Raw genomic sequence first — 23441 nt, 5'->3', positions numbered from 1 at the left:
CTCCTTGATGTGCGAGGGCTTCCTCGCGATGACTAGCTTACAAATGATCGCGAGAGCCTACGCGTTGCCGCCGGCCTTGCTAACAACCTCGTCAGTAACCGACTTGGGCGCCGGCTCATAGGAGTCGAACTGCATGGTGTAGGACGCACGGCCCTGGGTCTGCGAACGAAGGTCGGTTGCATAGCCGAACATCTCGCCCAGGGGCACCTTGGCGCGGATGACCTTGGAGCCGGAGCGATCGTCCATGCCCTCGATCTTGCCGCGACGACCAGAAAGGTTGCCCATGACGTCGCCCATGTACTGCTCGGGGGTCTCCACCTCGACGGCCATCATGGGCTCGAGGAGGATCGGATCGGACTTCTTGAGGGCGTCCTTGATGGCCATGGAACCGGCGATCTTGAACGCGGCCTCGGAGGAGTCGACCTCGTGGTAGGAACCATCGAAGAGGGTCACCTTGACGTCGACCACCGGGTAGCCGGCGATGACACCGGTCTCGAGGGCCTCCTGGATGCCCTTGTCGATGGACGGGATGTACTCCTTCGGCACGACGCCGCCGACGATGGCGTTGACGAACTCGTAGCCGAAGCCCTCCTCCATCTTCTCGAGCTTGATGACGGCGTGGCCGTACTGGCCGCGACCACCGGACTGACGGACGAACTTGCCCTCGGCGCGCTCGACGTCGTGGCCCGGAGCCTCACGGTAGGCGACCTGCGGCTTGCCGACGTTGGCCTCGACCTTGAACTCACGCAGGAGACGGTCGACGATGATCTCGAGGTGCAGCTCGCCCATGCCGGCGATGATGGTCTGGCCGGTCTCGTGGTCGGTGCGCACGGTGAAGGTCGGGTCCTCCTCGGCGAGCTTGGCAAGGGCAAGAGACATCTTGTCCTGCTCGGCCTTGGTCTTGGGCTCCACGGCGACGTCGATAACCGGGTCGGGGAACTCCATGGACTCGAGAACGATCTCGTGGCCCTCGGCGCACAGGGTGTCGCCGGTGGTGGTGTTCTTGAGGCCCACGGCGGCGAGGATGTCGCCGGTGTGGGCGCCGTCGACGTCGATACGGTCGTTGGCGTTCATCTCGAGGATGCGGCCGAAACGCTCGCGCTGGCCGTTGGTGGCGTTCACCACGTAGGAGCCGGCGTCGACGTGACCGGAGTAGACGCGGAAGAAGGTGAGCTTACCGACGAACGGGTCGGTAGCGATCTTGAAGGCGAGTGCGGCGAAGGGCTCGTCCTCGCTGGCGGCACGGGTCTCGGTCTCGCCGTTGTCGGGGTTGGTGCCCTCGACAGCGGGGACGTCGAGCGGGCTCGGCAGGTAGTCGACGACGGCGTCGAGGAGCTCCTGGACGCCCTTGTTCTTGTAGGCGGAACCCACGAGAACCGGGTTGAGCTCGTTGGCGAGAACACCCTTGCGGATGGCGGCCTTGAGCATGTCGACGGGGATCTCCTCGTCCTCGAGGACCATCATCATGAGCTCGTCATCGTACTCGGCGGCAGCGTCGAGCAGCTCGGAGCGCTTCTCAGCGGCGATCTCGGCGAACTCGGCAGGAATCTCGTCCATGGGCTCGGGATAGGTCATGCCCTTGTCGTCGGCCTTGAAGTCCCAAGCGGTCATGGTCACGAGGTCGATGACGCCCCAGAACTGGTCCTCGGCGCCCATGGGGACCTGGATAGCCACGGCGTTGGCGTTCAGGCGCTCCTTCATGGTGTCGATGGCGTGCCAGAAGTCGGCGCCGATGCGGTCATACTTGTTGATGAAGGCGATGCGCGGGACGTTGAAGTTGCGGGCCTGACGCCACACGGTCTCAGACTGCGGCTGAACGCCGGCAACGGCGTCGAACACGGCGACGGCGCCGTCGAGGACGCGCAGAGAACGCTCGACCTCGGCGGTGAAGTCAACGTGGCCGGGGGTGTCGATGATCTGGATGCGGTAGGCAGGGCCCTCGCCAGCCTTGCCGCCCTTGTGCCAGAAGCAGGTGGTGGCAGCAGACTGAATGGTTACGCCGCGCTCCTGCTCCTGGACCATCCAGTCCATGGTGGCGGCACCGTCGTGGACCTCACCGATCTTGTGGGTCTTGCCGGTGTAGTACAGGATGCGCTCGGTCGTGGTGGTCTTACCGGCGTCGATGTGGGCCATGATGCCGATGTTGCGGGTGTCGGAAAGCTTGTACTTAGCCTTAGCCATGAGTATCTACCCTTCCTGGATTACCAGCGATAGTGCGAGAACGCGCGGTTGGCCTCCGCCATCTTGAAGACGTCCTCGCGACGCTTCACGGAAGCGCCGACGCCGTTGGAGGCGTCGAGGATCTCGTTGGCGAGACGCTCAGCCATGGTCTTCTCCTTGCGAGCACGCGAGAAGTTCACGATCCAGCGGATGCCCAGCTGGGTGGAACGACGGGAGTTGACCTCCATAGGAACCTGATAGGTAGCGCCACCGACACGCTTGGGCTTGCACTCGAGCGTGGGCTTGACGTTCTCCATCGCCTTCTTGAAGACGGCGAGGGCGTCCTGCTCGGACTTCTTGGCGACGATGTCGAACGCGTCATAGACGATGCGCTCGGCAACGGACTTCTTGCCGTCGAGAAGGACCTTGTTGATGAGCTGGGTCACGAGGCGGTTGTTGTACACCGAATCCGGCATGACCTCGCGGCGGTGATTCTTGGATGCACGACGCGGCATGTGTTATCTCCTCTGTAAGAAACTTCGCTTCTGCTATGCCCGGGCGCGATCACGCGGCCCGAAGCGAATGAGATGTGTAAACCTTATTTCTTCGGACGCTTCGCGCCGTAGCGGGAGCGGGACTGCTTGCGGTTGTTGACCGGAGCGCAGTCGTAGGCGCCGCGGATGATCTTGTAGCGGACACCAGGCAGGTCACGGACACGGCCGCCACGGATGGCGACGATGGAGTGCTCCTGGAGGTTGTGGCCCTCACCGGGGATGTAAGCGGTGACCTCGATGCCGTTGACCAGACGAACACGGGCGACCTTACGAAGGGCCGAGTTCGGCTTCTTGGGGGAGGTGGTGAACACACGGGTGCACACGCCGCGCTTCTGCGGGTTGTGCTGAAGTGCCGCGTTCTTGGACTTCGCAGGCTTGGACTTGCGGCCCTTGAGGACCAGCTGGTTAATAGTAGGCAAAGCGTACTCCTTCTTCAGATGATTCCAGCTTTACTTGGTGCAACGGCTTGAATCGAGGCGTCAGCATCCACCTTCGAAACACGCAGTTCGCTAGAATACGCGCGCGAGCCTGCAGTGTCAACAGACCACGCCACCGGGCGTTTCCTTAATTTGGTGCTTTTTCGGAAAGTCTCCACATTGTTTGATAGAGATGTGGGCCCGCTGCTTTGACCGGGGCGCCCCAGCCCCTCTTCCCCACCTCCCCGCAACCGTCAATGCCGCCTCGAGGCACTCCCGCATGCGCGCCCCTCCGACACGCATGCGAACTATGAGCACATATCGAACCAGTAATCAGCGTCGCAATACCTGCCCCCATAGAGGGCGCTGGCGTTGTTTGCCGCACACCACTTTGCCAATTCGCGCGCGATCTCACGCCGCTGATACCCCCGCGCGACATCGAAGGCGCCAGCCGTTGCGCAACAATCGCGCCGCGGCACGCATGCAGCCCATCGATACAGCGAGCGGCCCGCCTCCGGAAGGAAGCGGGCCGCTCGTGTATAGGTCGATCGCCGTGGGGCGAAAGCCGCTATGGGTCGCAAAGCACCCGATGTGCCTCGCTAGCCGATCGTCTCCTCGTCGGCATCGTCATCGGTATCGACAAGCTGGTTCAGAAGCTCGTCGAGGGAGGCCATGTCCTCGTTGATGACACCGGAGCCGCTCTTCTGAGAGCTCTCGGCGGGGGCGCCGATCATCTCCTCGTCGTCATAGTGACGCGGGGCGGAAGTGCCCAGCAGGATGTCGTCCGGTCCGTCCGGCGAGAACACCATCTGCAGCAGCTGCGACAGGTCCTCCTCATCCGCGACGTCGTCGTTGTTGTCGAGGATAAAGAGCAGGTTGTGGGCCTCAAGGCCGTCGCGCAGCTCCTCGATGGCCTTCGCACCGATGCCGTCGATGCGAAGCAGGTCCTCCTCGGACTTGCCCACGAGGTCGCCCACGGTCTCGATGCCGACCTCGCTGAACTTGTTGGTCCAGCGCTGCGACACGCCCAGGTCGTCAAACAGATACAGGCGCGCGTCCTCGGCGGAGATGGTGCGGCCGTTGCGGGTGAAGGACCCGTCCGGGCTGCCGTACTCGTCGAAGCTTGCCCAGTCGACCTGCTGCGGAAGCTGCTCGTCGAGATCCTTGAGCTCCTCGGGCGCCCACTCAGGCAGCGACTTTGCGTTGGGCGAGGTGGGGCCGTCGATTGCCTGGTAACCGTCCGCGGTGCGATACGTGAGCGTGGCGTTCGCATACGGCTTGAGGCCGGTGCCCGCCGGGATCTTCTTGCCCACGATGACGTTGGACTTGAGGTCGAGCAGGTGGTCGACCTTGCCCTCGATGGCGGCCTCGGTGAGGACGCCTGCCGTACGGATGAACGACGCGGAGGACAGCCAGGAGTCGATGGAGGACGCGACCTTGAGCGTACCCAGGATGGCGGGCTCGGCAGACGGGGCCGTGCCGCCGATGCGGGCGACGCGCTCGACCTCGTCGGCGAACTCGTAGCGGTCGACGTACTGGCCGAGCAGGTACTTGGAGTCACCGGGGTTGGTGATCTGGACGCGACGCAGCATCTGACGGGCGATGACCTCGATGTGCTTGTCGTTCAAGTCGACGCCCTGCGAGGTGTAGACCTCCTTCACCGACTGCACGAAGGTGTGCATGGTCGACTCGATGTCGGTGAGCTTGCGCAGGTTGCGGAAGTTCACGAAGCCCTTGGTGAGCTGGTCGCCGGCGCGCACCTCGGCGCCGTCCTCGATGCCGGGCATGAAGCGCACGGACGCGGGCACGCGGATCTCGTCGATGATGCGCGACGGGTTGTCGCGGTCGGTGATGGTGAGCACGTACTCGGACTTCTCGGGCTTGATCGAGAGCATGCCGGAGTGCGGGGCAAGGTCTGCCTCGCGGCCCAGGATCTTCTCGTTCACGTTGCCGACGACGTCAAACATGCGGCCGACCGTAGGCAGGCCCTGCGTGATGTCGTCGACGCCCGCGACGCCGCCGGAGTGAATGGTACGCATCGTCAGCTGCGTGCCGGGCTCGCCGATCGACTGGGCGGCGATGATGCCCACCGCGGTGCCGATAGCGACCGGACGACGGGTGGAGAGGTCCCAGCCGTAGCACTTCTGGCACACGCCGTACTTGGAACGGCAGGTGAGCAGCGCGCGCAGCTTGACCTTCTTGAGGCCGGCATCCAGCATGCGCTGGATATCGTCGGTGCTCTCGATGTACTCGTCGGTGTGGAAGAGCACGTCCCCGTCCGGGGCCACGACGTCCTCGATGAAGCAACGGCCCACGAGGTCGGCGTTGATCTCGCCGGTCTCCGGGAGGGTGAGGCGATAGGTCACGCCCTCGGTGGTGCCGCAGTCCTCCTCGCGGACGATGACGTCCTGCGCCACGTCGACCAGACGGCGGGTGAGGTAACCGGAGTCGGAGGTGTGCGACGCGGTGTCGACCAGGCCCTTACGTGCGCCGTAGGTGGAGATGAAGTACTCGAGCGGCAGCAGGCCCTCGCGGAAGTTGGCCTTAATGGGAAGGTCGATCGTCTCACCGGACATGTCCGCCATGAGGCCGCGCATGCCGCCGAGCTGACGCAGCTGGGTCTTCGAACCACGGGCGCCTGAGTCGGCCATCATGTACAGCGGGTTCTCCTCGTCGAACATGTCGAGCATGAGGGCCGCGACCTTGTCGGTCGCCGCGGTCCAAGCGTTGACGACCTCGGTGTGACGCTCCTGCTCGTTGATGAAGCCGTCCTCGAAGTACTCGTTGATCTGGTCCACGTCGGCCTGCGTCTTGGCCAGGATCTCGGGCTTCTCCTCAGGGATGAGGGCGTCCCACAGCGAGATCGTGAGGCCTGCGCGGGTGGCGTAGTGGAAGCCGGTGAACTTGATGTTGTCGAGAATCGGAGCCACCTCGGAGGAGGGGTAGCGGTCGCAGCACTCGGCCACGAGGCGCTTCACGTCGCCGGAGCCCATCTTGTAGTTGATGAACTCGTAGTCATCGGGCAGGCACTGGCGATTGAAGACGATGCGGCCGATGGTGGTCTCGAAGCGGCAGGTCTTGGTGCCCGTCACATCGTAGTCCACGATGTCGCCGCGGCCGTTGTTCACGCGGAACAGGCGCGTGCCGTCCTCGTTGATGACGTTTGCCTCCGCCGCGGACACGCGCACCTGGATCTTGGCCTGAAGGTCGATCTCGGTACGGGCGTCATAGGCGTTGAGCGCGTCGTCGAAGCTGGCGAACACATGGCCCTCGCCCTGCATGCCGTCGCGCTCCTGGGTGAGGTAGTACACGCCGATGATCATGTCCTGGCGCGGGGTGTTCACCGGCTTGCCGGACGCGGGCGAACGCAGGTTGTTGCTCGAGAGCATGAGCACGCGAGCCTCTGCTTGCGCCTGCTGCGAAAGCGGCACGTGGACAGACATCTGGTCACCGTCGAAGTCGGCGTTGAAGGGCTCGCAGACGAGCGGGTGCAGGTGGATAGCCTTGCCCTCGACGAGCACGGGCTCGAAGGCCTGAATCGAGAGACGGTGCAGGGTCGGTGCACGGTTGAGCAGCACGAGACGGCCGTCGATGACCTCTTCGAGGATGTCCCACACGAAGCTGGCGCCGCGGTCGATGGCGCGCTTGGCGCCCTTGATGTTCTCGACCTTGCCGAGCTCCACAAGGCGCTTCATGACGAAGGGCTTGAACAGCTCGAGCGCCATGGTCTTGGGCAGGCCGCACTGGTGCAGCTTGAGCTTCGGGTCGGTAACGATGACCGAACGGCCGGAGTAGTCGACGCGCTTACCGAGCAGGTTCTGACGGAAGCGGCCCTGCTTGCCCTTGAGCGACTCGGCGAGCGACTTCAGCGGACGGCCGCCGCGGCCGGACACCGGACGTCCACGACGACCGTTGTCGAACAGGGCGTCCACGGCCTCCTGGAGCATACGCTTCTCGTTGTTCACGATGATCGCGGGGGCGTCCAGGTCGAGCAGGCGCTTGAGACGGTTGTTGCGGTTGATCACGCGACGATACAGGTCGTTCAGGTCGGACGCGGCGAAGCGGCCGCCGTCGAGCTGCACCATCGGGCGCAGGTCGGGCGGGATGACCGGAATGACGTCGAGGATCATGTTGGCCGGATCGTTGCCGCCCTTCAGGAAGGCGTCCACGACCTCGAGGCGCTTCACGGCCTTCTCGCGCTTCTGCTTCTGGCCGTCCTCGTCAGCGATGATGGCCTTGAGCTTCTCGGCCTCGGACTCGAGGTCGATCGCGGAAAGCAGGTCACGGATGGCCTCGGCGCCCATGTCGCCGGAGAAGTACATGCTGTAGTAGCGCTTCATCTCGCGGAACAGGGGCTCGTCGGAGATGAGGTCGCGCTCCTGGAGCTTCATGAAGGCCTGGAAGGCGTCGGAGCGCAGCTGCTTCTCGTCGCGGGTCTCCTCCTGGATATCCACGATGCCGGCAGCGATCTCCTCCTGGGTGAGGGGCTCCTCATCGGAGAACTCGTCGAAGTTCTCGGGGTCGCCCTGCTCCTTCAGGCTCTCGATCTGGCGCGCGCACTCGGCGTCGAGCTCCTCGAGGTCGGCAGCGAGCTCCTCGCGGAGGTCCTCGGCGTCGGCCTCGCGCGCCTCATAGTCGACGTGCGTAATGATATAGCTGGCAAAATAGAGCACCTTCTCGAGGTCCTTGGACTTGATGTCCAGAAGACGGCTCATGGGGAAGGTCGTGGGGCTCTTGAAATACCAGATGTGGCTGACGGGGGCCGCCAGCTCGATATGGCCCATGCGCTCGCGACGGACCTTGGAGGTGGTCACCTCAACGCCGCAGCGCTCGCAGACGATGCCCTTGAAGCGGATGCCCTTGTACTTTCCGCAGGAGCACTCCCAGTCCTTCGCAGGACCGAAGATCTTCTCGCAGAACAGGCCGTCCTTCTCGGGCTTCAGGGTGCGGTAGTTGATGGTCTCGGGCTTCTTGACCTCGCCATAGGACCACGAGCGGATCTGGTCGGCGCTGGCAAGTGAGATCTTTACCGCGTCAAAATCAGTAGCTTCGAATTCTGCCACAGTCAACTACTCCTTCTCAGTGGTGGTGGCGATGAGGTCTTCGGAGGCGTCGAGAGCGGGCGAGGCGGCCTCGCCGTCGATCTCGGGCAGGTCGGTGAAGGGATCGAGCTCGAGCTCGTCCTCCTCGACGACGGCTGCAGCGGGTGCGGGCTCGGCGTCGTGGAGCGGCTCGATGTCGAGCGCGAGCGAGCGGATCTCCTTCACGAGAACCTTGAAGGACTCGGGCACGCCGGCCGTGGGGATGTTCTCACCCTTGACGATGGACTCGTAGGTCTTGACGCGGCCCACGGTATCGTCGGACTTGACGGTGAGGATCTCCTGCAGGACGTTGGAGGCGCCGTACGCGTAGAGCGCCCAGACCTCCATCTCGCCGAAGCGCTGGCCGCCGAACTGCGCCTTGCCGCCGAGCGGCTGCTGGGTGACGAGGCTGTAGGGGCCCGTCGAGCGCGCATGGATCTTGTCGTCGACCATGTGGCCGAGCTTCAGCATGTAGGACGTGCCCACGGTGATGGGCTCGCGGAACTCCTCGCCGGAGCGGCCGTCGTAGAGCGTGGTCTTGCCACGGTCGTCGAGCTGCGTCACGAACTCGGGGCGCATCTTCTCGCCGTAGCGCTCGCGCGCCAGGTTGATCATGTTCTTGTTGGCGCGACGGATGACCTCGGCGATCTCGTCCTCGGAGGCACCGTCGAAGACGGGCGTCGAGACGAAGAAGGGGCCGGGCACGTAGGTGTCGGAATCGGCGTTCTCGGGATCCCAGCCGCAGGCGGCGGCCCAGCCGAGGTGGCACTCGAGCAACTGGCCCACGTTCATACGCGAAGGCACGCCGAGCGGGTTCAGGATGATGTCGACCGGGGTGCCGTCGGCCATGTAGGGCATGTCCTCGACCGGCAGGATCTCGGAGATGACGCCCTTGTTGCCGTGGCGGCCGGCGATCTTGTCGCCCTGCTGGATCTTGCGGCGCTGGGCGACGTAGACGCGCACCTGCTCGTTCACGCCCGGAGCGAGGTCGTCGCCAGCCTCGCGGCTGAAGCGCACCACGTCGATGACGCGACCGTAGGCACCGTGCGGCATCTTGAGCGAGGTGTCGCGGACGTCGTGGGCCTTCGCACCGAAGATGGCCTTGAGCAGGCGCTCCTCGGCGGTCTGGGTGCTCTCGCCCTTCGGGGTGACCTTGCCCACCAGGATGTCGCCGGGGCCGACCTCGGCGCCGATGCGGATGATGCCGTCCTCGTCGAGGTTCGCGAGCATGTCCTCGGAGAGGTTGGGGATCTCGCGGGTGATCTCCTCGGGGCCGAGCTTGGTGTCACGGGCATCGATCTCGTGACGGGTGATGTTGATGGTGGTGAGCAGGTCCTCGGCAACCACGCGCTCGGACACGACGATGGCGTCCTCGTAGTTGTAGCCTTCCCAGCTCATGTAGGCGACGGTGAGGTTCTGACCCAGCGCGAGCTCGCCGTGATCGGTGGAAGGACCGTCGGCGATGGGCTGGCCCTCCGCCACCTCGTCGCCCACGCGCACGAGCGGGCGGTGGTTGATGCAGGTCGACTGGTTCGAGCGCTGGTACTTGGGCAGCCTGTACTCGTCCAGGCCCTCGGCGCTCTTGATGGTGATCTTGGACGCGTCGGCGAAGATGACCTCGCCTGCATGGCGGGCAAGGGTGACCTCGCCGGAGTCGATGGCGGCGCGGCGCTCCATGCCGGTGCCGACGTAGGGGGCGGCGGGGTGCACGAGCGGCACGGCCTGACGCTGCATGTTCGCGCCCATGAGGGTACGCTTGGCGTCGTCATGCTCGAGGAACGGGATGAGGCAGGCGGCGACCGAGATCATCTGGCGCGGCGAGACGTCCATGTAGTCGACCTCGTCCACCAGAACGTCGGCGGGGGCGCCGAAGGAGCCGTCGAAGTCGCGCGTACGGGCAACGATTGCGTGCGGACGCACGAGGTTGCCGTCGGCGTCGAGCGTCACGAACTCGCCCGTCTTGGGATCGATGGGCGTGTTCGCCGGCGCGATGATGTGGTCCTCTTCCTCGTCAGCCGTCATCCAGTCGATCTGGTCGGTCACGCGACCGTTCTCGACGCGGCGATACGGGGCCTCGATGAAGCCGTACTCGTTGACGCGCGCATAGAGCGCCAGCGAGCCGATCAGACCGATGTTGGGGCCTTCGGGGGTCTCGATGGGGCACATGCGGCTGTAGTGCGAGTTGTGGACGTCGCGGACGGCCGTCGGCACGTTGGTGCGGCGGCTCGAACCCGACTTGTGGCCGGCGAGGCCGCCGGGGCCGAGCGCCGAGAGACGGCGCTTGTGGGTAAGGCCCGTGAGCGGGTTCGCCTGGTCCATGAACTGGGACAGCTGGGAGCTTCCGAAGAACTCCTTGATGGCGGCCACGATCGGGCGAATGTTGATGAGCGACTGCGGGGTGATCTCGTCGATGTCCTGGGAGCTCATGCGCTCGCGCACGACACGCTCCATGCGGCTCATGCCGATGCGGAACTGGTTCACCACCAGCTCGCCCACGGTGCGCACGCGGCGGTTGCCGAAGTGGTCGATGTCGTCGGTCTTGAAGCCAGGCTCGCCGGCGGCAAGCGAGAGCAGGTAGCGGAGGGTGGCGATGATGTCCTCGTCGGTGAGGATGGTCACCGTCTCCTCGGTGGTGAGGCCGAGCTTCTTGTTCACCTTGTAGCGGCCCACGCGCGCCAGGTCGTAGCGCTGCGGGTTGAACAGCAGGCCCTCGAGCAGGCTGCGGGAGGCATCCACGGTGGGCGGCTCGCCCGGGCGCAGACGGCGGTAGATCTCGATGAGGGCGTCCTCGCGGGTGAGGGCCGTGTCGCGCTCGATGGAGCGCTTCACGACGTCGGAATCGCCGAGGAGCGAGTAGATCTCGTCGTTGGTGACGGCGATGCCCAGCGCGCGCAGGAACATGGTGGCAGACTGCTTGCGCTTGCGGTCGATGGAGACCACGAGCTGGTCGCGCTTATCGACCTCGAACTCGAGCCAGGCGCCGCGGGCGGGAATGACCTGCGCCTTGTAGACCTGCTTGCCGCCGTCCATCTCGGTGGAATAGTAGACGCCCGGCGAACGGACGAGCTGCGAGACGACGATGCGCTCGGTGCCGTTGATGATGAAGGTGCCCTGGTCGGTCATCATGGGGAAATCGCCCATGAACACCAGCTGCTCCTTGATCTCACCGGTCTCCTTGTTGGTAAGGCGGACATCGGTGAGCAGCGGCGCCTGATAGGTCATGTCCTTCTCGCGGCACTCGTCGACCGTGTGGGACGGGTCGCCGAACTGGTGCTCGCCGAAGGTGACCTCCAGCACATGGTTCTGGCTCTGGATGGGGCTGGACTCGCGGAAAGCCTCGCGAAGGCCCTCGCCCATGAACCGCTGGAAGGACTCCTTCTGCACAGAGATGAGGTTGGGCAGCGGCATCGCCTGCGGGATCTTCCCGAAGTTGACGCGTGCGCGCTCGGTTGGTGTTGCTTGCGGGATAATCGTTGCCACCAGGTGTTTCCTCCTTCAAGATAAAGGCGGGTTGGTTGGCCGGGACGCAGACGGGCGGCCGATGGGGGCCGGCGCTGCCTCTCTAGCCAGTTATCGCAACCTATAAGTTTACCAATCGCCTACCGTTAGGCAAGAAAATGCTTGACTCGTGGGCAAGCTTGGGCTAGCAAAGTTTTTTTCTTACAGAATGCCTGCTCAGGGCCACTATAACGAACAGATGTTCATGAGTTTTAGGTGAAGCCAAACGCAAGGAGCCCCACCGACGAGCGGCAGGGCTCCCTGATTTCATGCGATATGTTTACCGTTTTGCTCGGTTGCCGGCCGCGAGGCGCCTAGCGCTTGAGGCCGCCGCGCTCGTCGATGGCCTCCCAGAAGGCGTCGCGGAAGCGAGGGTCCTCGGCCGCCATGAGGGCGTTGGTGGCCATCCAGCCGGAAGGCGTGCCCGTATCGTAGCCAGACAGCGGATCGATGACCACGGCATACATGTTCTCACGGTCGAGCGAGCGGGCCATCGCGTCGGTCAGCTGGATCTCTCCGCCGGCGCCCGGCTCCTGGTCTGCCAGAAGCTCCATGACGTGCGCGGAAAGCAGATAGCGGCCCACGATGTAGAGGTTCGAGGGAGCGTCCTCGGGCGAGGGCTTCTCGACAAGGCCGGAGATGCGCCACACCGCGCCCGGCTCGTCGTCTGCCACGTCCTCAGAGCCGGGGAGCGAGCCTGCGCGCTCGCCCGCGACGACGCCGTAGCGAGAGACCTCGTCGGGGGCACAGGGCGCCACGGCGATGACGCTCGCGCCGCCATGGGCGCGCGACACCTCGAGCATCTTGGTGCAGATGTCGCGGGCGGGCACCACGTAGTCGCCCAGAAGAACCAGGAAGCTCTCCCCCGCGCAGGCGTCCGCGGCAGAGCGGATGGCGTGACCGAGGCCGCGGGGCTCATACTGGTAGCGGAAGTCGACCGGCAGCGAGCCCACCGCGGCGACGGCGTCGGCATAGGCGCCCTTCCCGCGCTCGCGGAGCAGCCCCTCGAGCGAGCGGTCGGGCTGGAAGTAGCTCAGCAGCTCGGGCTTGCCCGGAGACGTCACGATGATGACGTCATCGACCTCGTCGGGCTCGAGCGCCTCCTCCACTACATACTGGATAACCGGCTTGTCGAGAACCGGCAGCATCTCCTTGGGGGTGCACTTCGTCGACGGCAGGAAACGGGTTCCAAGACCGGCGGCAGGAATTATGGCCTTCATGAGGTTCCTTTCGGGCGCCGAGGCGTCGGCGCAGGTGTATGCCCCACGGTGTCATGCCTGAGCGCCGCGGGACGTTGGTACGCGATACGTGAGCAATAGTACCTCGAAGCCCGCGGCTAGGAAGAAAACTCAAGCAAATCACAAGGGGTCGCCGAACGACTGTCCCCGGGCGGCATAAAAAGCCGGGCGAGCGGTCGAGATGGGCGAGCAGCATGCGCAGCCCGCAACCAGCCACGGCGAACGCGGCGCGCCCATGCCGCCCAGATGACTATCAGATTGACCGGCGAGCGCCCCCCTAGCGACTCGAACGCCGCAGATACGCATGGGGCACTCGCTCGCCCGGGTGCTCTCCCCGACGAGCCGCATGAAAAAAGGGGCCCCGCATCTCTGCGGAGCCCCGATAAGCGGCAGACGTGAAGCCTGCGAGCACTTACTTGAGGGAGACGGCAGCGCCAGCAGCCTCGAGCTTCTCCTTGGCGGCCTCGGCGTCCTCCTTCTTGGCACCCTCGATGACGGCCTTGGGAGCGCTCTCGACGACCTCCTTGGCCTCCTTGAGGCCAAGGCTGGTGAGCTCGCGCACGACCTTGATGACCTGGATCTTGTTGTCGCCGAAGCCCTCGAGCACGACGTCGAACTCGGTCTTCTCCTCCTCGGCGGGAGCGGCGGCAGCCGGGCCGGCCACGACGGCGGCGGGAGCGGCGGCGGAGACACCGAAGGTGTCCTCGATGGCCTTCACGAGCTCGGAAGCCTCGAGCAGGGTCATTTCCTTAAGGGCCTCGATGATCTCATCGTTGGTAAGCTTAGCCATGGTAAGCAATCCTTTCAGTTGCCGTGCCCTGTGGGCACGGAGCTAAAACACATGTCAGGCGGCGCGACGTGCGCGCCGGGGTGCGGCGATGACGCCGCAGAAGGCCGCTAGGCAGCCTTCTGCTCGGAGATCTGCTGGATCTGACGGGCAAGACCGCTGGAAACGCCGTTGACGCAAACTGCGATGTCGCGGGCGAAGCCGTTGATAAGGCCGGCGATCTGGCCAAGCAGCTGATCCTTGGTGGGCAGGTCGGCGATGGCGCTGACATCTTCAGCGGTCACAGCCTTCCCCTCGGAGATACCACCCTTGATCTCGAGCACGCCCTTGGACTTCTGCGCGAACTCCTTGAGAGCCTTGGCGGGCTCGACGGGCTCGTTCTCGTAGAAGACGTAGGCGGTGGGGCCAAAGAGAACGTCGTCGATCTCGGGCTGGTCCTGGTTCTTGAGGGCGAGGCGGACGAGGTTGTTCTTATACACCTTCATCTCGGCACCGACCTCACGAAGCTGATGGCGCAGCTCCTGAGCCTGCTTAACGGTCAGGCCCTTGTAGCCCACGACAAACACGCCGTTGGTGTTTGCGATATGGGACTCGATCTCGGCGACCTTGTCGATCTTGTACTGCTGGGGCATTCGTGTACACCTCCTCTGAAACTTTCCGGGCACGACCCTCCGCAGAGTGGCGGGGATGCCTCGAAAAAGAGAAACCCCCGCGCTGCATGAGCGACGGGGGCGAGAAGGCAAATCAACTCGACCACCTCGGCTGGCGGGTACCCCCTTTGAGCCTTGGGGCTTGCCCCTTGGCACCGGCTGTCTCTGGCAGCGGGTTCGTGCGTGAACCGTTGCATAGTATGCAGGCTGCCGCCCCACACGTCAAGCGTCGCGGCGGACTCGCGCAGGAAACGTGCACATTTTCCCTATCGCGCGCGACGCGGCGCGTGGCATCGGGACCTGACGCCCCATGTTCGACCGAGGCGAGGCCCATCGCAAACAACTTGGGGTACCATACGGGCCAAACAGCGTCGAAAGGAATTCCCGTGGCCGACCGCAAGCGTTCCGTCACCCTTCGGACCCTTCACTACTACTGGGGCGTCACCCGCAGCCAGCTGCCCATGTTTGTAGCAGACGTAGCCGTGACCCTGGGATACGTCTTCTTCCTCACGTTTGCCAACCCCCTTATCGTGGGCGCCATCGTCGATTTGGTCAGCGAGGGCGACGTGGCGCCCAACGAGGTGCTCCCCACCTTCGGTCCCTATATCATCGCGCTCGTGGCGGTCAATGTGGCCGGCCAGGTCTGCAGCAAGCTGCAGGATTACACCTGCGCCCGCCTGGAGATACATGCGGGCTATGAGCTGGGCCGCCAGGCATTCGACACTCTCTCCAACCAGTCGATGACCTTTCACACCAACCGCTTCGGAGGCTCGCTGGTCAGCTCGACGCAGAAATTCATCTCGGCATACAGCCTCCTTATGGATAACTTCACCTACTCGGCGCTGCCCACGGCGGCCACGGCGGTGCTCACGCTCGCCATGCTCGCGCCCGTCGTGCCCGCCTACGTCGCCATACTCGCCGTGGTGCTCGCCCTCTACGTTGCGATCGTCTTCAAGCTCTACCGCAAGATCCTGCCCATCAACGCGGCGGCGTCGGCGGCGCAGAACCGCCTGTCGGGAGAGCTCTCGGACTCCATCACCAACATCCTCGCGGTCAAGACCGCCGGACGCGAGGCGTACGAGCAGGACCTGTTTGAGGCCGCCAACCAAGAGGTGCGCGCCGCCGACAGCCAGCGCATGCGCCGTACCGTGAAGACCGGGGCGGTCACAAGCTCGCTTATCGTGCTCATGATGGGCATCACGGCGGTGTTCATTGCGGGCGGCGGCGCCTGGTTTGGCATCTCGGCGGGAACGCTCGTCATGATGTTCACCTATACCAACACGCTCTGCAATCGCTTCAACATGCTGTCGCAGATGTTCCAGCAGATCAACCGCGTGTTTGGCGAGGCTCACGACCTTACGGTGGCGCTCGACGAGCCACGCCTCGTGGCCGACGACCCCGCGGCCCCCGCGCTCAAGGTCCCCCGAGGCGCCATCGAGTTTCGCGACGTCGATTTCCGCTACGCCGACGCCGGGGCCGACGACGCGGTGTTCCGCGGATTTGACTTTGCGATCCCGGCCGGGCAGCGCGTAGGGCTCGTGGGGCGCTCGGGAAGCGGCAAGACCACGCTCACCACGCTGCTGCTGCGCCTAGCAGACCTCTCGGGAGGGCGCATCCTCATTGACGGACAGGACATCGCGCATGTGAGCCAGGTCAGCTTGCGCCAGCATATCGCCTATGTCCCTCAGGAGCCGCTGCTCTTTCATCGGACCGTGCGCGAGAACATCGCCTACGGAAGGCCGGACGCGACCGATGAGGAGATCCGCCGGGCAGCCGCCGAGGCAAACGCGCTTGAGTTCATCGAGAAGCTTCCGCTCGGCTTCGACACGCAGGTGGGCGAGCGGGGCGTCAAGCTCTCCGGCGGGCAGCGCCAGCGCATCGCCATCGCCCGCGCCATCCTCATCGACGCCCCCATCCTCGTGCTTGATGAGGCGACGAGCGCCCTTGACTCCGAAAGCGAACGGCTCATCCAGGAGGCGCTCGCCAACCTCATGCGCGGGCGCACCTCCCTGGTGATCGCGCACCGCCTCTCGACCGTGGCGGAGCTCGACCGCATCGTCGTGATACGCGACGGCGAGATCGTCGAAGACGGGTGCCACGAAGACCTCGTACGGGCCGGCGGCGAATATGCCCAGCTTTGGAACCGCCAGTCGGGCGCGTTCTTGGGAACGGAGTAGACGCCGCGCCCGGTCGACCTCCCCGCACGCCCGCGCCCGACAGCCCGCCGCGTCGCGCGGACCTGGAGAGACGAACCCGGGGCCGGGCGCCCGCTTCCGCCTGAGGCTCTGGCGGCGGCCGCCGTGATTCTAGGCCGCCATGCCCCCGTTCTCGTCCCCCCTGGCCCAAAAGGACGCCCCGTCTCGCTATGCAAGCGATGATTGCGCAGATGGACGATATGACATCCGCCGCTTGCTAGCCTCTCCCCCTTCTCACGGATACACTGGCATCAAGAAGGCGGCAGCCAGCGCCATCGTAGAGACGACGGTCGGCACCCGCCTGAGCCCTGCACCTTTCATCGCGAGAGGAGAAGCCATGAACGTCGAGGTCGCCCGACGCCTCGCTGAAGCGCGTCGCGCTCGCGGCATCACGCAGGAGGAGCTGGCGGGTCGCCTGGGCGTAAGCCGCCAGGCGGTGTCGAATTGGGAGCGAGGGGAGACGTCGCCCGACACAGACAACCTCATCGCCCTGGCCCGCCTGTATGGGATGAGCCTCGACGAGCTGCTGGGTATCGAGCGGGACGATGCCGGGGCGGGCGACGGCGTCGAGGTGGCTGCACCAGGCAACACGCAGGAGCCTAACGCATCGTCCGGCCTTGACGCAGATGCTGGAGAGGCGCTGGCACAGGTGGCCGCCAACCTCGAACAGGGCAAGGCGAAGATTCGCGCCGCGGGCAAGGCGGTCCTGGCACTCATTGTCATCGCAGCCATCGCCCTGGTGGTTTCTTCGCTGGTGAGCACAGCGGCCCGACCGACCATCGTCCAGCTCGAAGGCAGCGTCGTCGACCTCGATGCGCAGGGAGGCTCGTTCACGCTCGTGCTCGACGAGCCGTTCCGATGGGCAAACGACGTCGATACCTATACCGAGTTTCGCGTCGAGCTCGCCGATGAGGTCCTCATTTGGGACGAGCGCGTGAGCGCCGCCGAGCGGGAACCTGCTGCTGCGGCGACGCTCAGAGAGGGAGACCATGTAAACGTCAGCTATGAGACGACCTGGATGGAGTCCCGGAACATGCCAGAGGTCGTCGAGGCGACGCAGATCACCATTTTGGATGATGCGGCAAGCGATGCGGAGGCTTCCCTATGAGCGCGCTCCGCAACATTCCCCGCACCGTGGCCGTCGCCACGGCGTCACCCGATGCGATCGACGGAGACGGCCTGGACGATGCCTCGCATCTTGTAGCCGCAGACGTTCTGGACGCCTACCAGGCCTACGAGCATATCTCCGCCCTGAGGCTCAACGCCGCTGAGGGAGGGGCGCGACTCCTTCGCCTTGAGGTGTCCGCCCGCGGAAAGCCCGTGTTCGAGGTCTGCGCGCAATCTTCCTCGAAGTCGGGGCCTCCCCAAAGCGAGGCTTTTGACGAAGGGTCCCGATTCGACGAGACGATCGCTCGCGGCGCGTCACCATGCCCGGGTGCAGGCGGTGCGCCCTCATGCCATCCTTGCCCTGACGCCCTCATCGTCATCGGCGCTGCCCCCGCCAACGACGGCGCGCGCCCCGGCAGCGCCGCGACCCTCACGCGGCTGCTCGACCGCCTTCACGCCGCGGGCTGGACCCCTGGCGCCATGGGCGTCTTTGGCATCGCCATCACGCCCGATAGGGATTGCGGGGCAGCCATCGCCGAGCTCGAGAGGCTTCGCTCGAGGTGCGGCGACTATGGACTTGTGTGGTCCGGCGGCATCGCGGCGGGAGGCGGGACCCTGCTTGAGCGCCTCATGCGCTGCCCGCGACTCGGCATGTGGAGGCGTCCGCTCTCGGAAGCCATCGACAAGATGATCGCCGCCGTCCGCATGGGATATACCTTGCCCGAACTCGATCGCGGCACCATGGCATTCGGCGCTCTACAGGTGCCGAAGCGTGCAGGCGACCCCACAGCCCGAGAAGCACCCCAGGTGTATGACTCACCCGGCGCAGCGCGGAGCGACGTTCTCGCCGTCCCCTGCCGCCTTCCTCGTCTGCTCTATACGAAGCTGCAAGCGCCCCGATAGCGCGCCGACGCAAACGCCGAGACGAGCGGCCAGCCACACTCCTTTGTGCGCCACCCCATGCGCTGCCCGGCCCTACCCCACCGCGGCGCCGCCGATATAGGGAAGCAGGGCCTCCTGCCACCTCGCCTGCAGGCGCTCGTATGACCATGAGGCGTTCGCAGGACTCGTCGACGGCAACACCTGGGCGACCAGACCGACCTTCTCTTCAAGATGGCGGCGGTACAGCCGTCCCGCGGTTCCCCCGTTGCACAGCACCGCCTCAAGCTGAGCCACGTCCACGATGCGATCGATGCGCGCCGGCACGACATGCTTGATGCTCGCGTCGCTCGACCCCTTGATGTCACAGCTCTCGATGACATCCCATAACGCGACGCCATGGCGCAGCAGCATCCTGCGCTTCGCCTCGATCGACATCTCCTCAGACACGGCGCCCGCGGCGTTTGGCGGCACCTCTTCGCCGAGGCATGCCGCCATGACGCGCCAGAAGCGATTCTGCGGATTGCCGTAGTAAAAGCTGTGCGCGCGAGACAGCACCGATGGGAAGGAGCCGAGGACGAGCACGCGCGAGCGCTCGTCGAAAACCGGCTCGAACCCATGCGATATGTGCTGGTATTCCGCCATGCCCGCCCCCTCACGCCCTGCGCGGCGCATCCGTCCGCCCGGTATTCTCAGTATTATCTCTCGCGATCGACGGCGCTCCGGCGAGAACGCCCCCACGCTACAATGAACCAACGACACGTTCCCCACGCAATGGAGGCAGCCATGGGAAAGCGCTACCTTATCGTCATCGACATGCAGAACGACTTCGTAGACGGCGCCCTCGGCACACCCGAGGCGCAAGCCATCGCGCCCGCCGTAGTCGAAGCGGCGCGCTCGTTCGACGGCGAGGTCGTCTTCACGCTCGACACGCACGGCGACGACTACCTCTCCACACAGGAAGGCACAAATCTGCCCGTCGCGCACTGCATTCGGGGCACCGACGGCTGGCAGCTCATCGACGGCCTTGACGCCATCCGGCGCGACCGCGAATCCCCCGTCTTCGAGAAGCCCGCCTTCGGTTCGCCGGCACTCGCCCATTGGCTGGCGCAAGAGAACGCGGCCGACCCCATCGAGTCCATCGAGCTCGTGGGCGTCTGCACCGACATCTGCGTCGTCTCAAATGCACTCATCATCAAGGCGACGCTGCCCGAGGTCCCCGTCTCGGTCGATGCCAGCCTCTGTGCCGGCGTAACGCCCGAGGCGCATCGGGCGGCGCTCATGACCATGGCAAGCTGCCAGGTGGCCATTCTCAACCGCGCGTCGTAGCAACCCGGCGCAGCCTGCGCAAGCGAGGGCCCGGCACGCCTGTATGCCGGGCCCTCTTCTGACTCTCCTGCCTGCATGCGGCGCGTCCGCGCCCGGGCGTTCGCGCTACGCCAGCCCCAGCGCCATGCCGCACAGCCTCACCGCAAGCGCGACCACCCACGCCACGCCGCACTGCATGAGCACCACGATAAGGGCGTAGCGGCCGCCGAGCTCGTTCTTCACGGCAGAGATCGCCGCCACGCAAGGCGTGTACAGCAACACGAACGTCAAGAACACAAATGCCGTGAGCGGCGTGAACAGCTGCGCGAGCGCCGCCGTCGAACCACCCATGAGCACGGTAAGGGTCGCGACGACGTTCTCCTTCGCACCAAAACCAGCCGCCAGCGCCGAGGCGGAAATCCAGTTTCCAAATCCCAGGGGCACGAACACCGGCGCGATAAGCGTGCCGAGCGCCGCGAGCATGCTCTGCGCCTGATCGGTCACCACGTTGAAGCGAATGTCGAAGGTCTGCAGGAACCAGATGACCACACTTGCCACGAAGATGATGGTGAACGCCTTGGTGGCAAAGCCCTTCGCCTTGTCCCACGCCAAAAGCAGCGTGGTCTTCGCAGAGGGCAGACGATAGTTGGGAAGCTCCATCACAAAGGGGACGGGATCGCCGTGAAACGCCGTGTGCTTGAGCACGAGCGCCACGAGCACACCGACCACCATGCCCAGCAGATACAGCGACACCATGACCAGCGGCGCATAGTCGGGGAAAAACGCAGCCGAGAACAGTGCATACACCGGAAGCTTTGCCGAGCAGCTCATAAAGGGCGTGAGCATGACCGTCATCTTGCGGTCGTGTTCAGAGGGAAGGGTGCGCGTCGCCATGATGGCGGGGACGCTGCAGCCGAAGCCGATGAGCATGGGCACGAAGCTTCGACCGGAAAGGCCCAGCTTGCGCAGGATCTTATCCATGACAAAGGCGACGCGCGCCATGTAGCCAGAGTCTTCGAGCACCGAAAGCAGCAAGAACAGCACCACGATGATGGGCATGAAGGACAGCACGCTGCCCACGCCGGCAAAGACGCCGTCGATCACCAGCGAATGAACGACCGGATTGACGCCAAAGTCGTACAAGGCGTGGTCAACGATGCCCGTGAAGGCCTGTATCGCAAGCTCGAGCAGGTCGGAAAGGCGCTGGCCGACCACATCGAAGGTAAGCCAGAACACGAGCATCATGATGAGGATGAAGACCGGGATCGCGGTGTATTTGCCGGTAAGGACGCGGTCGGCCGCCACACTGCGCAGATGCTCTCGGCTTTCGTGCGGCTTCACGACGCTTTGGGCGCACACATCCTCGATAAACGAGAACCGCATGTCGGCAAGGGCTGCCATGCGGTCGGTGCCCGACTCCTCTTCCATCTGGGAGATGATGTGCTCGACGGCGTCGAGCTCGTTTTGCTCCAGCGCAAGCGCCTGCGTGACGAGCCGGTCGCCCTCGATCAGCTTGGTCGCGGCGAAGCGCACGGGAATGCCCGCCGCCTGCGCGTGGTCGTCGATGAGGTGGCAGATGCCGTGGATGCAGCGGTGGAGCGCCCCGCCGTCGGGACCGTCGGGAGCACAGAAGTCAACGCGGCCGGGACGTTCGCGATAGCGAGCGACGTGCAGCGCATGCTCGACGAGCTCTCCGATGCCCTCGTTTTTGGCGGCAGAGATCGGCACCACGGGAATGCCGAGCGCCGCCTCAAGCGCGTTCACATATACCGACCCGCCGTTGGCGGACAGCTCGTCCATCATGTTGAGCGCGAGCACCATGGGCAGGTCGAGCTCCATGAGCTGCAGGGTGAGGTAGAGATTGCGCTCGATATTGGTGGCGTCCACGATGTCTATGATCGCATCGGGATGCTCGTCCAGGATGAAGCGCCGGCTCACGACCTCCTCGCTCGTGTAAGGCGACAGCGAGTAGATGCCCGGCAGGTCGGTGATGCGCGCGTTCGCATGCCCCCTGATCTGGCCGTCTTTGCGATCGACCGTGACGCCCGGGAAATTGCCCACGTGCTGATTCGAGCCGGTGAGCTGGTTGAACAGCGTGGTCTTGCCGCAGTTCTGGTTGCCGGCAAGCGCAAACGAGAGCGGCGCCGACTCGGCAAGCGCCGAGCCCGAACGCCGCGGCCGGGCGGCGCCCTCGCCAAATGCGGGATGTGCGACCGAGGGGCCCCTGGAGTCACGTCGCGGGCGGTCGTGTGCGTCATGCACCCCGGTGAGCGCGATGTGCGCCGCGTCGTCTCGGCGCAAGGTGAGCTCATAGCCGCGCAGACGGATCTCCATCGGGTCGCCCATCGGGGCGTACTTCATCATGGTGACCTCGGTACCCGGCGTGAGCCCCATATCCAGTATGTGCTGGCGCAGTGCCGCGTCATCGCAGTCGACCGACGCGATGATTGCATCTTTTCCTATTTCAAGCTGCTCGAGGGTGGTCTGGCCACCCTCTCCCCCATGGCGCATGTCTTTCATACCGTTCCTCACAACGATGTTAACCGTAGCTATTTTATGTATCTGGCGCCGCGGTGGCGAGCAGAGTCGATACGAGCATGGGATGTACAATGCGTTAGCTATGGCTAACTCTCAAACAGCCTTCGACGCGCTTCCACATCAATGAGGATGAGCCGCCCCCTATCGCGGAATAAGGTGTGCGTAGGCACGCTTGAGGTCGCGGATGCGATCAAGGCCTTCAAGCGCCTTCCCATCCAGACGCGCGCCAACAGCCACCACCAAAGCATCAAGCAAGGCGACGGCGCTCGTCATGGAATGATAGGCGCGCGGCTCCCCACGATAGGTATACAGAATCACATCCGCCTTCTGACCTCCCCCTTGCACCATTCGATCGGTAAAGATGACGGTCGTGCAGCCACATCGTCTGCCCACATCGATGAGCACCTGCCCTTCGACCGGCACGCGCTGAAAGCCAAACAGCACGATAGCGTCGCCGGCACCGGCATAGGCAAGACCTTCCATGAGTTCCGAACCACCAGATGCCAGTCGCTCTACGGCGATTCCATACCGCTTCAGCCTGAACTCCAGCAGCTCTGCCAGCGCGCCGGCAGCGCCCTTGCCATGAAGGTAGACCCTACGCGCGCCGGCCACCGCCCCAACCGCCCGTTCGAACTGAGCCGCATCCAGGCCTTCCAGCGTGGTCTCGATGTAATCACGCTGCTGGATCATGAACGCACGCGCGTCTCCCCCGCTTTCGTCAATGCTGGCGGATATCTTGTCCGCAGGACCTAGCGTCTGCGACGCCACGCCGTTTTTTAGCGCTTTGAAGTCGTCGAATCCGGCATGGCGCGCAAAACGCGAGATGGTGGCTTCGGACACCTCGAGGCGGCGCGCAACCTCTTTGATTGAGAGCAGCAGAAACTCCTGCGGATTCGTGACGATATAGTCCATGATCACCTGTTCAGCGGGAGTATAGGCGGTCTGCTGCCTAAACAGCGCCGGGTCGGTCATGGCGGCCTCCTTTGGATAGGGAAACGGTGCAGCGGCCTTGCCGCCAGCCATCTCGTGG

Annotated in this window: 15 protein-coding genes; 4 read left to right on the top strand and 11 right to left on the bottom strand. The window is 64.6% G+C overall.

The genetic code is table 11. From position 1 onward, the window contains the following. Window positions 1-57: 57 nt before the first annotated feature. The 8 genes from fusA to rplJ all read right to left on the bottom strand — a co-directional run bounded on the left by fusA (window position 58) and on the right by rplJ (window position 14366). The gene (fusA, locus tag H6A15_RS01960; protein ID WP_204672027.1) at window positions 58-2181 is read right to left on the bottom strand and encodes an elongation factor G; all 2124 of its coding nucleotides are present in this window, start codon (window positions 2179-2181) and stop codon (window positions 58-60) included. A gap of 20 nt (window positions 2182-2201) precedes the next feature. After that, window positions 2202-2675 (bottom strand): 30S ribosomal protein S7, encoded by a 474-nt coding sequence (rpsG, locus tag H6A15_RS01955; protein ID WP_204672026.1) that lies wholly within the window; start codon window positions 2673-2675, stop codon window positions 2202-2204. 83 nt (window positions 2676-2758) lie between these two features. Further along, on the bottom strand, window positions 2759-3133 hold the full coding sequence (gene rpsL, locus H6A15_RS01950) for a 30S ribosomal protein S12 (RefSeq protein WP_204672022.1): 375 nt from the start codon (window positions 3131-3133) through the stop codon (window positions 2759-2761). 596 nt (window positions 3134-3729) lie between these two features. After that, a complete protein-coding gene (locus H6A15_RS01945; RefSeq protein ID WP_204672020.1) occupies window positions 3730-8193 on the bottom strand; it encodes a DNA-directed RNA polymerase subunit beta' in 4464 nt (1487 codons plus the stop codon). A 6-nt stretch (window positions 8194-8199) separates the two neighbouring features. Beyond that, window positions 8200-11619 (bottom strand): DNA-directed RNA polymerase subunit beta, encoded by a 3420-nt coding sequence (locus H6A15_RS01940; RefSeq protein WP_239462302.1) that lies wholly within the window; start codon window positions 11617-11619, stop codon window positions 8200-8202. 404 nt (window positions 11620-12023) lie between these two features. Then, window positions 12024-12929 carry a UTP--glucose-1-phosphate uridylyltransferase gene (locus H6A15_RS01935; protein ID WP_204672018.1) on the bottom strand — a complete coding sequence of 302 codons (906 nt, stop codon included), beginning with the start codon at window positions 12927-12929 and terminating at the stop codon, window positions 12024-12026. A 430-nt stretch (window positions 12930-13359) separates the two neighbouring features. Next, window positions 13360-13737, bottom strand: a complete 378-nt coding sequence (gene rplL, locus H6A15_RS01930) for a 50S ribosomal protein L7/L12 (RefSeq protein WP_204672016.1) — start codon at window positions 13735-13737, stop codon at window positions 13360-13362. 107 nt (window positions 13738-13844) lie between these two features. Next, window positions 13845-14366: a 50S ribosomal protein L10 gene (rplJ, locus tag H6A15_RS01925; protein ID WP_204672014.1), complete on the bottom strand. Its 522-nt coding sequence runs from the start codon at window positions 14364-14366 to the stop codon at window positions 13845-13847. Between the two features lie 404 nt (window positions 14367-14770). On the opposite strand from rplJ, the gene H6A15_RS01920 reads away from it, so the two are divergent. The 3 genes from H6A15_RS01920 to H6A15_RS01910 all read left to right on the top strand — a co-directional run bounded on the left by H6A15_RS01920 (window position 14771) and on the right by H6A15_RS01910 (window position 18589). Beyond that, window positions 14771-16561 (top strand): ABC transporter ATP-binding protein, encoded by a 1791-nt coding sequence (locus tag H6A15_RS01920; RefSeq protein WP_342635788.1) that lies wholly within the window; start codon window positions 14771-14773, stop codon window positions 16559-16561. Window positions 16562-16916: 355 nt separating this feature from the next. Further along, window positions 16917-17687 (top strand): helix-turn-helix transcriptional regulator, encoded by a 771-nt coding sequence (locus H6A15_RS01915; protein WP_204672012.1) that lies wholly within the window; start codon window positions 16917-16919, stop codon window positions 17685-17687. Continuing rightward, the gene (locus tag H6A15_RS01910; RefSeq protein WP_204672010.1) at window positions 17684-18589 is read left to right on the top strand and encodes a hypothetical protein; all 906 of its coding nucleotides are present in this window, start codon (window positions 17684-17686) and stop codon (window positions 18587-18589) included. Before H6A15_RS01915 ends, H6A15_RS01910 begins: the two co-directional genes overlap by 4 nt. 72 nt (window positions 18590-18661) lie before the next feature. Here the strand turns inward: H6A15_RS01910 and H6A15_RS01905 are convergent, their stop codons facing one another. Beyond that, window positions 18662-19210 carry a DNA-deoxyinosine glycosylase gene (locus H6A15_RS01905; protein ID WP_204672005.1) on the bottom strand — a complete coding sequence of 183 codons (549 nt, stop codon included), beginning with the start codon at window positions 19208-19210 and terminating at the stop codon, window positions 18662-18664. A 141-nt stretch (window positions 19211-19351) separates the two neighbouring features. Between H6A15_RS01905 and H6A15_RS01900 the strand changes: the two genes are divergently transcribed. Continuing rightward, window positions 19352-19894 (top strand): cysteine hydrolase family protein, encoded by a 543-nt coding sequence (locus tag H6A15_RS01900; RefSeq protein WP_204672004.1) that lies wholly within the window; start codon window positions 19352-19354, stop codon window positions 19892-19894. Window positions 19895-19999: 105 nt separating this feature from the next. Here the strand turns inward: H6A15_RS01900 and feoB are convergent, their stop codons facing one another. Then, window positions 20000-22393 carry a ferrous iron transport protein B gene (gene feoB / locus H6A15_RS01895; protein WP_239462280.1) on the bottom strand — a complete coding sequence of 798 codons (2394 nt, stop codon included), beginning with the start codon at window positions 22391-22393 and terminating at the stop codon, window positions 20000-20002. A 159-nt stretch (window positions 22394-22552) separates the two neighbouring features. Next, window positions 22553-23383 (bottom strand): MurR/RpiR family transcriptional regulator, encoded by an 831-nt coding sequence (locus tag H6A15_RS01890; protein WP_204672003.1) that lies wholly within the window; start codon window positions 23381-23383, stop codon window positions 22553-22555. Between the last annotated feature and the right edge of the window lie 58 nt (window positions 23384-23441).

It is taken from the genome of Enorma phocaeensis, from assembly GCF_016901575.1.
Lineage (GTDB): Bacteria > Actinomycetota > Coriobacteriia > Coriobacteriales > Coriobacteriaceae > Limicola > Limicola phocaeensis_A.
This window is presented reverse-complemented; position numbering and strand designations above follow the sequence as displayed.

What these genes read in the sequence shown, in the direction of transcription:
- H6A15_RS01890 (WP_204672003.1), bottom strand. Translation starts at nt 23,383, where the DNA reads ATGACCGACCCGGCGCTGTTTAGGCAGCAGACCGCCTATACTCCCGCT.
- rpsG (WP_204672026.1), bottom strand. Translation starts at nt 2,675, where the DNA reads ATGCCGCGTCGTGCATCCAAGAATCACCGCCGCGAGGTCATGCCGGAT.
- feoB (WP_239462280.1), bottom strand. Translation starts at nt 22,393, where the DNA reads ATGAAAGACATGCGCCATGGGGGAGAGGGTGGCCAGACCACCCTCGAG.
- H6A15_RS01905 (WP_204672005.1), bottom strand. Translation starts at nt 19,210, where the DNA reads ATGGCGGAATACCAGCACATATCGCATGGGTTCGAGCCGGTTTTCGAC.
- rplL (WP_204672016.1), bottom strand. Translation starts at nt 13,737, where the DNA reads ATGGCTAAGCTTACCAACGATGAGATCATCGAGGCCCTTAAGGAAATG.
- H6A15_RS01915 (WP_204672012.1), top strand. Translation starts at nt 16,917, where the DNA reads ATGAACGTCGAGGTCGCCCGACGCCTCGCTGAAGCGCGTCGCGCTCGC.
- H6A15_RS01900 (WP_204672004.1), top strand. Translation starts at nt 19,352, where the DNA reads ATGGGAAAGCGCTACCTTATCGTCATCGACATGCAGAACGACTTCGTA.
- H6A15_RS01935 (WP_204672018.1), bottom strand. Translation starts at nt 12,929, where the DNA reads ATGAAGGCCATAATTCCTGCCGCCGGTCTTGGAACCCGTTTCCTGCCG.
- H6A15_RS01910 (WP_204672010.1), top strand. Translation starts at nt 17,684, where the DNA reads ATGAGCGCGCTCCGCAACATTCCCCGCACCGTGGCCGTCGCCACGGCG.
- rplJ (WP_204672014.1), bottom strand. Translation starts at nt 14,366, where the DNA reads ATGCCCCAGCAGTACAAGATCGACAAGGTCGCCGAGATCGAGTCCCAT.
- fusA (WP_204672027.1), bottom strand. Translation starts at nt 2,181, where the DNA reads ATGGCTAAGGCTAAGTACAAGCTTTCCGACACCCGCAACATCGGCATC.
- H6A15_RS01940 (WP_239462302.1), bottom strand. Translation starts at nt 11,619, where the DNA reads ATGCCGCTGCCCAACCTCATCTCTGTGCAGAAGGAGTCCTTCCAGCGG.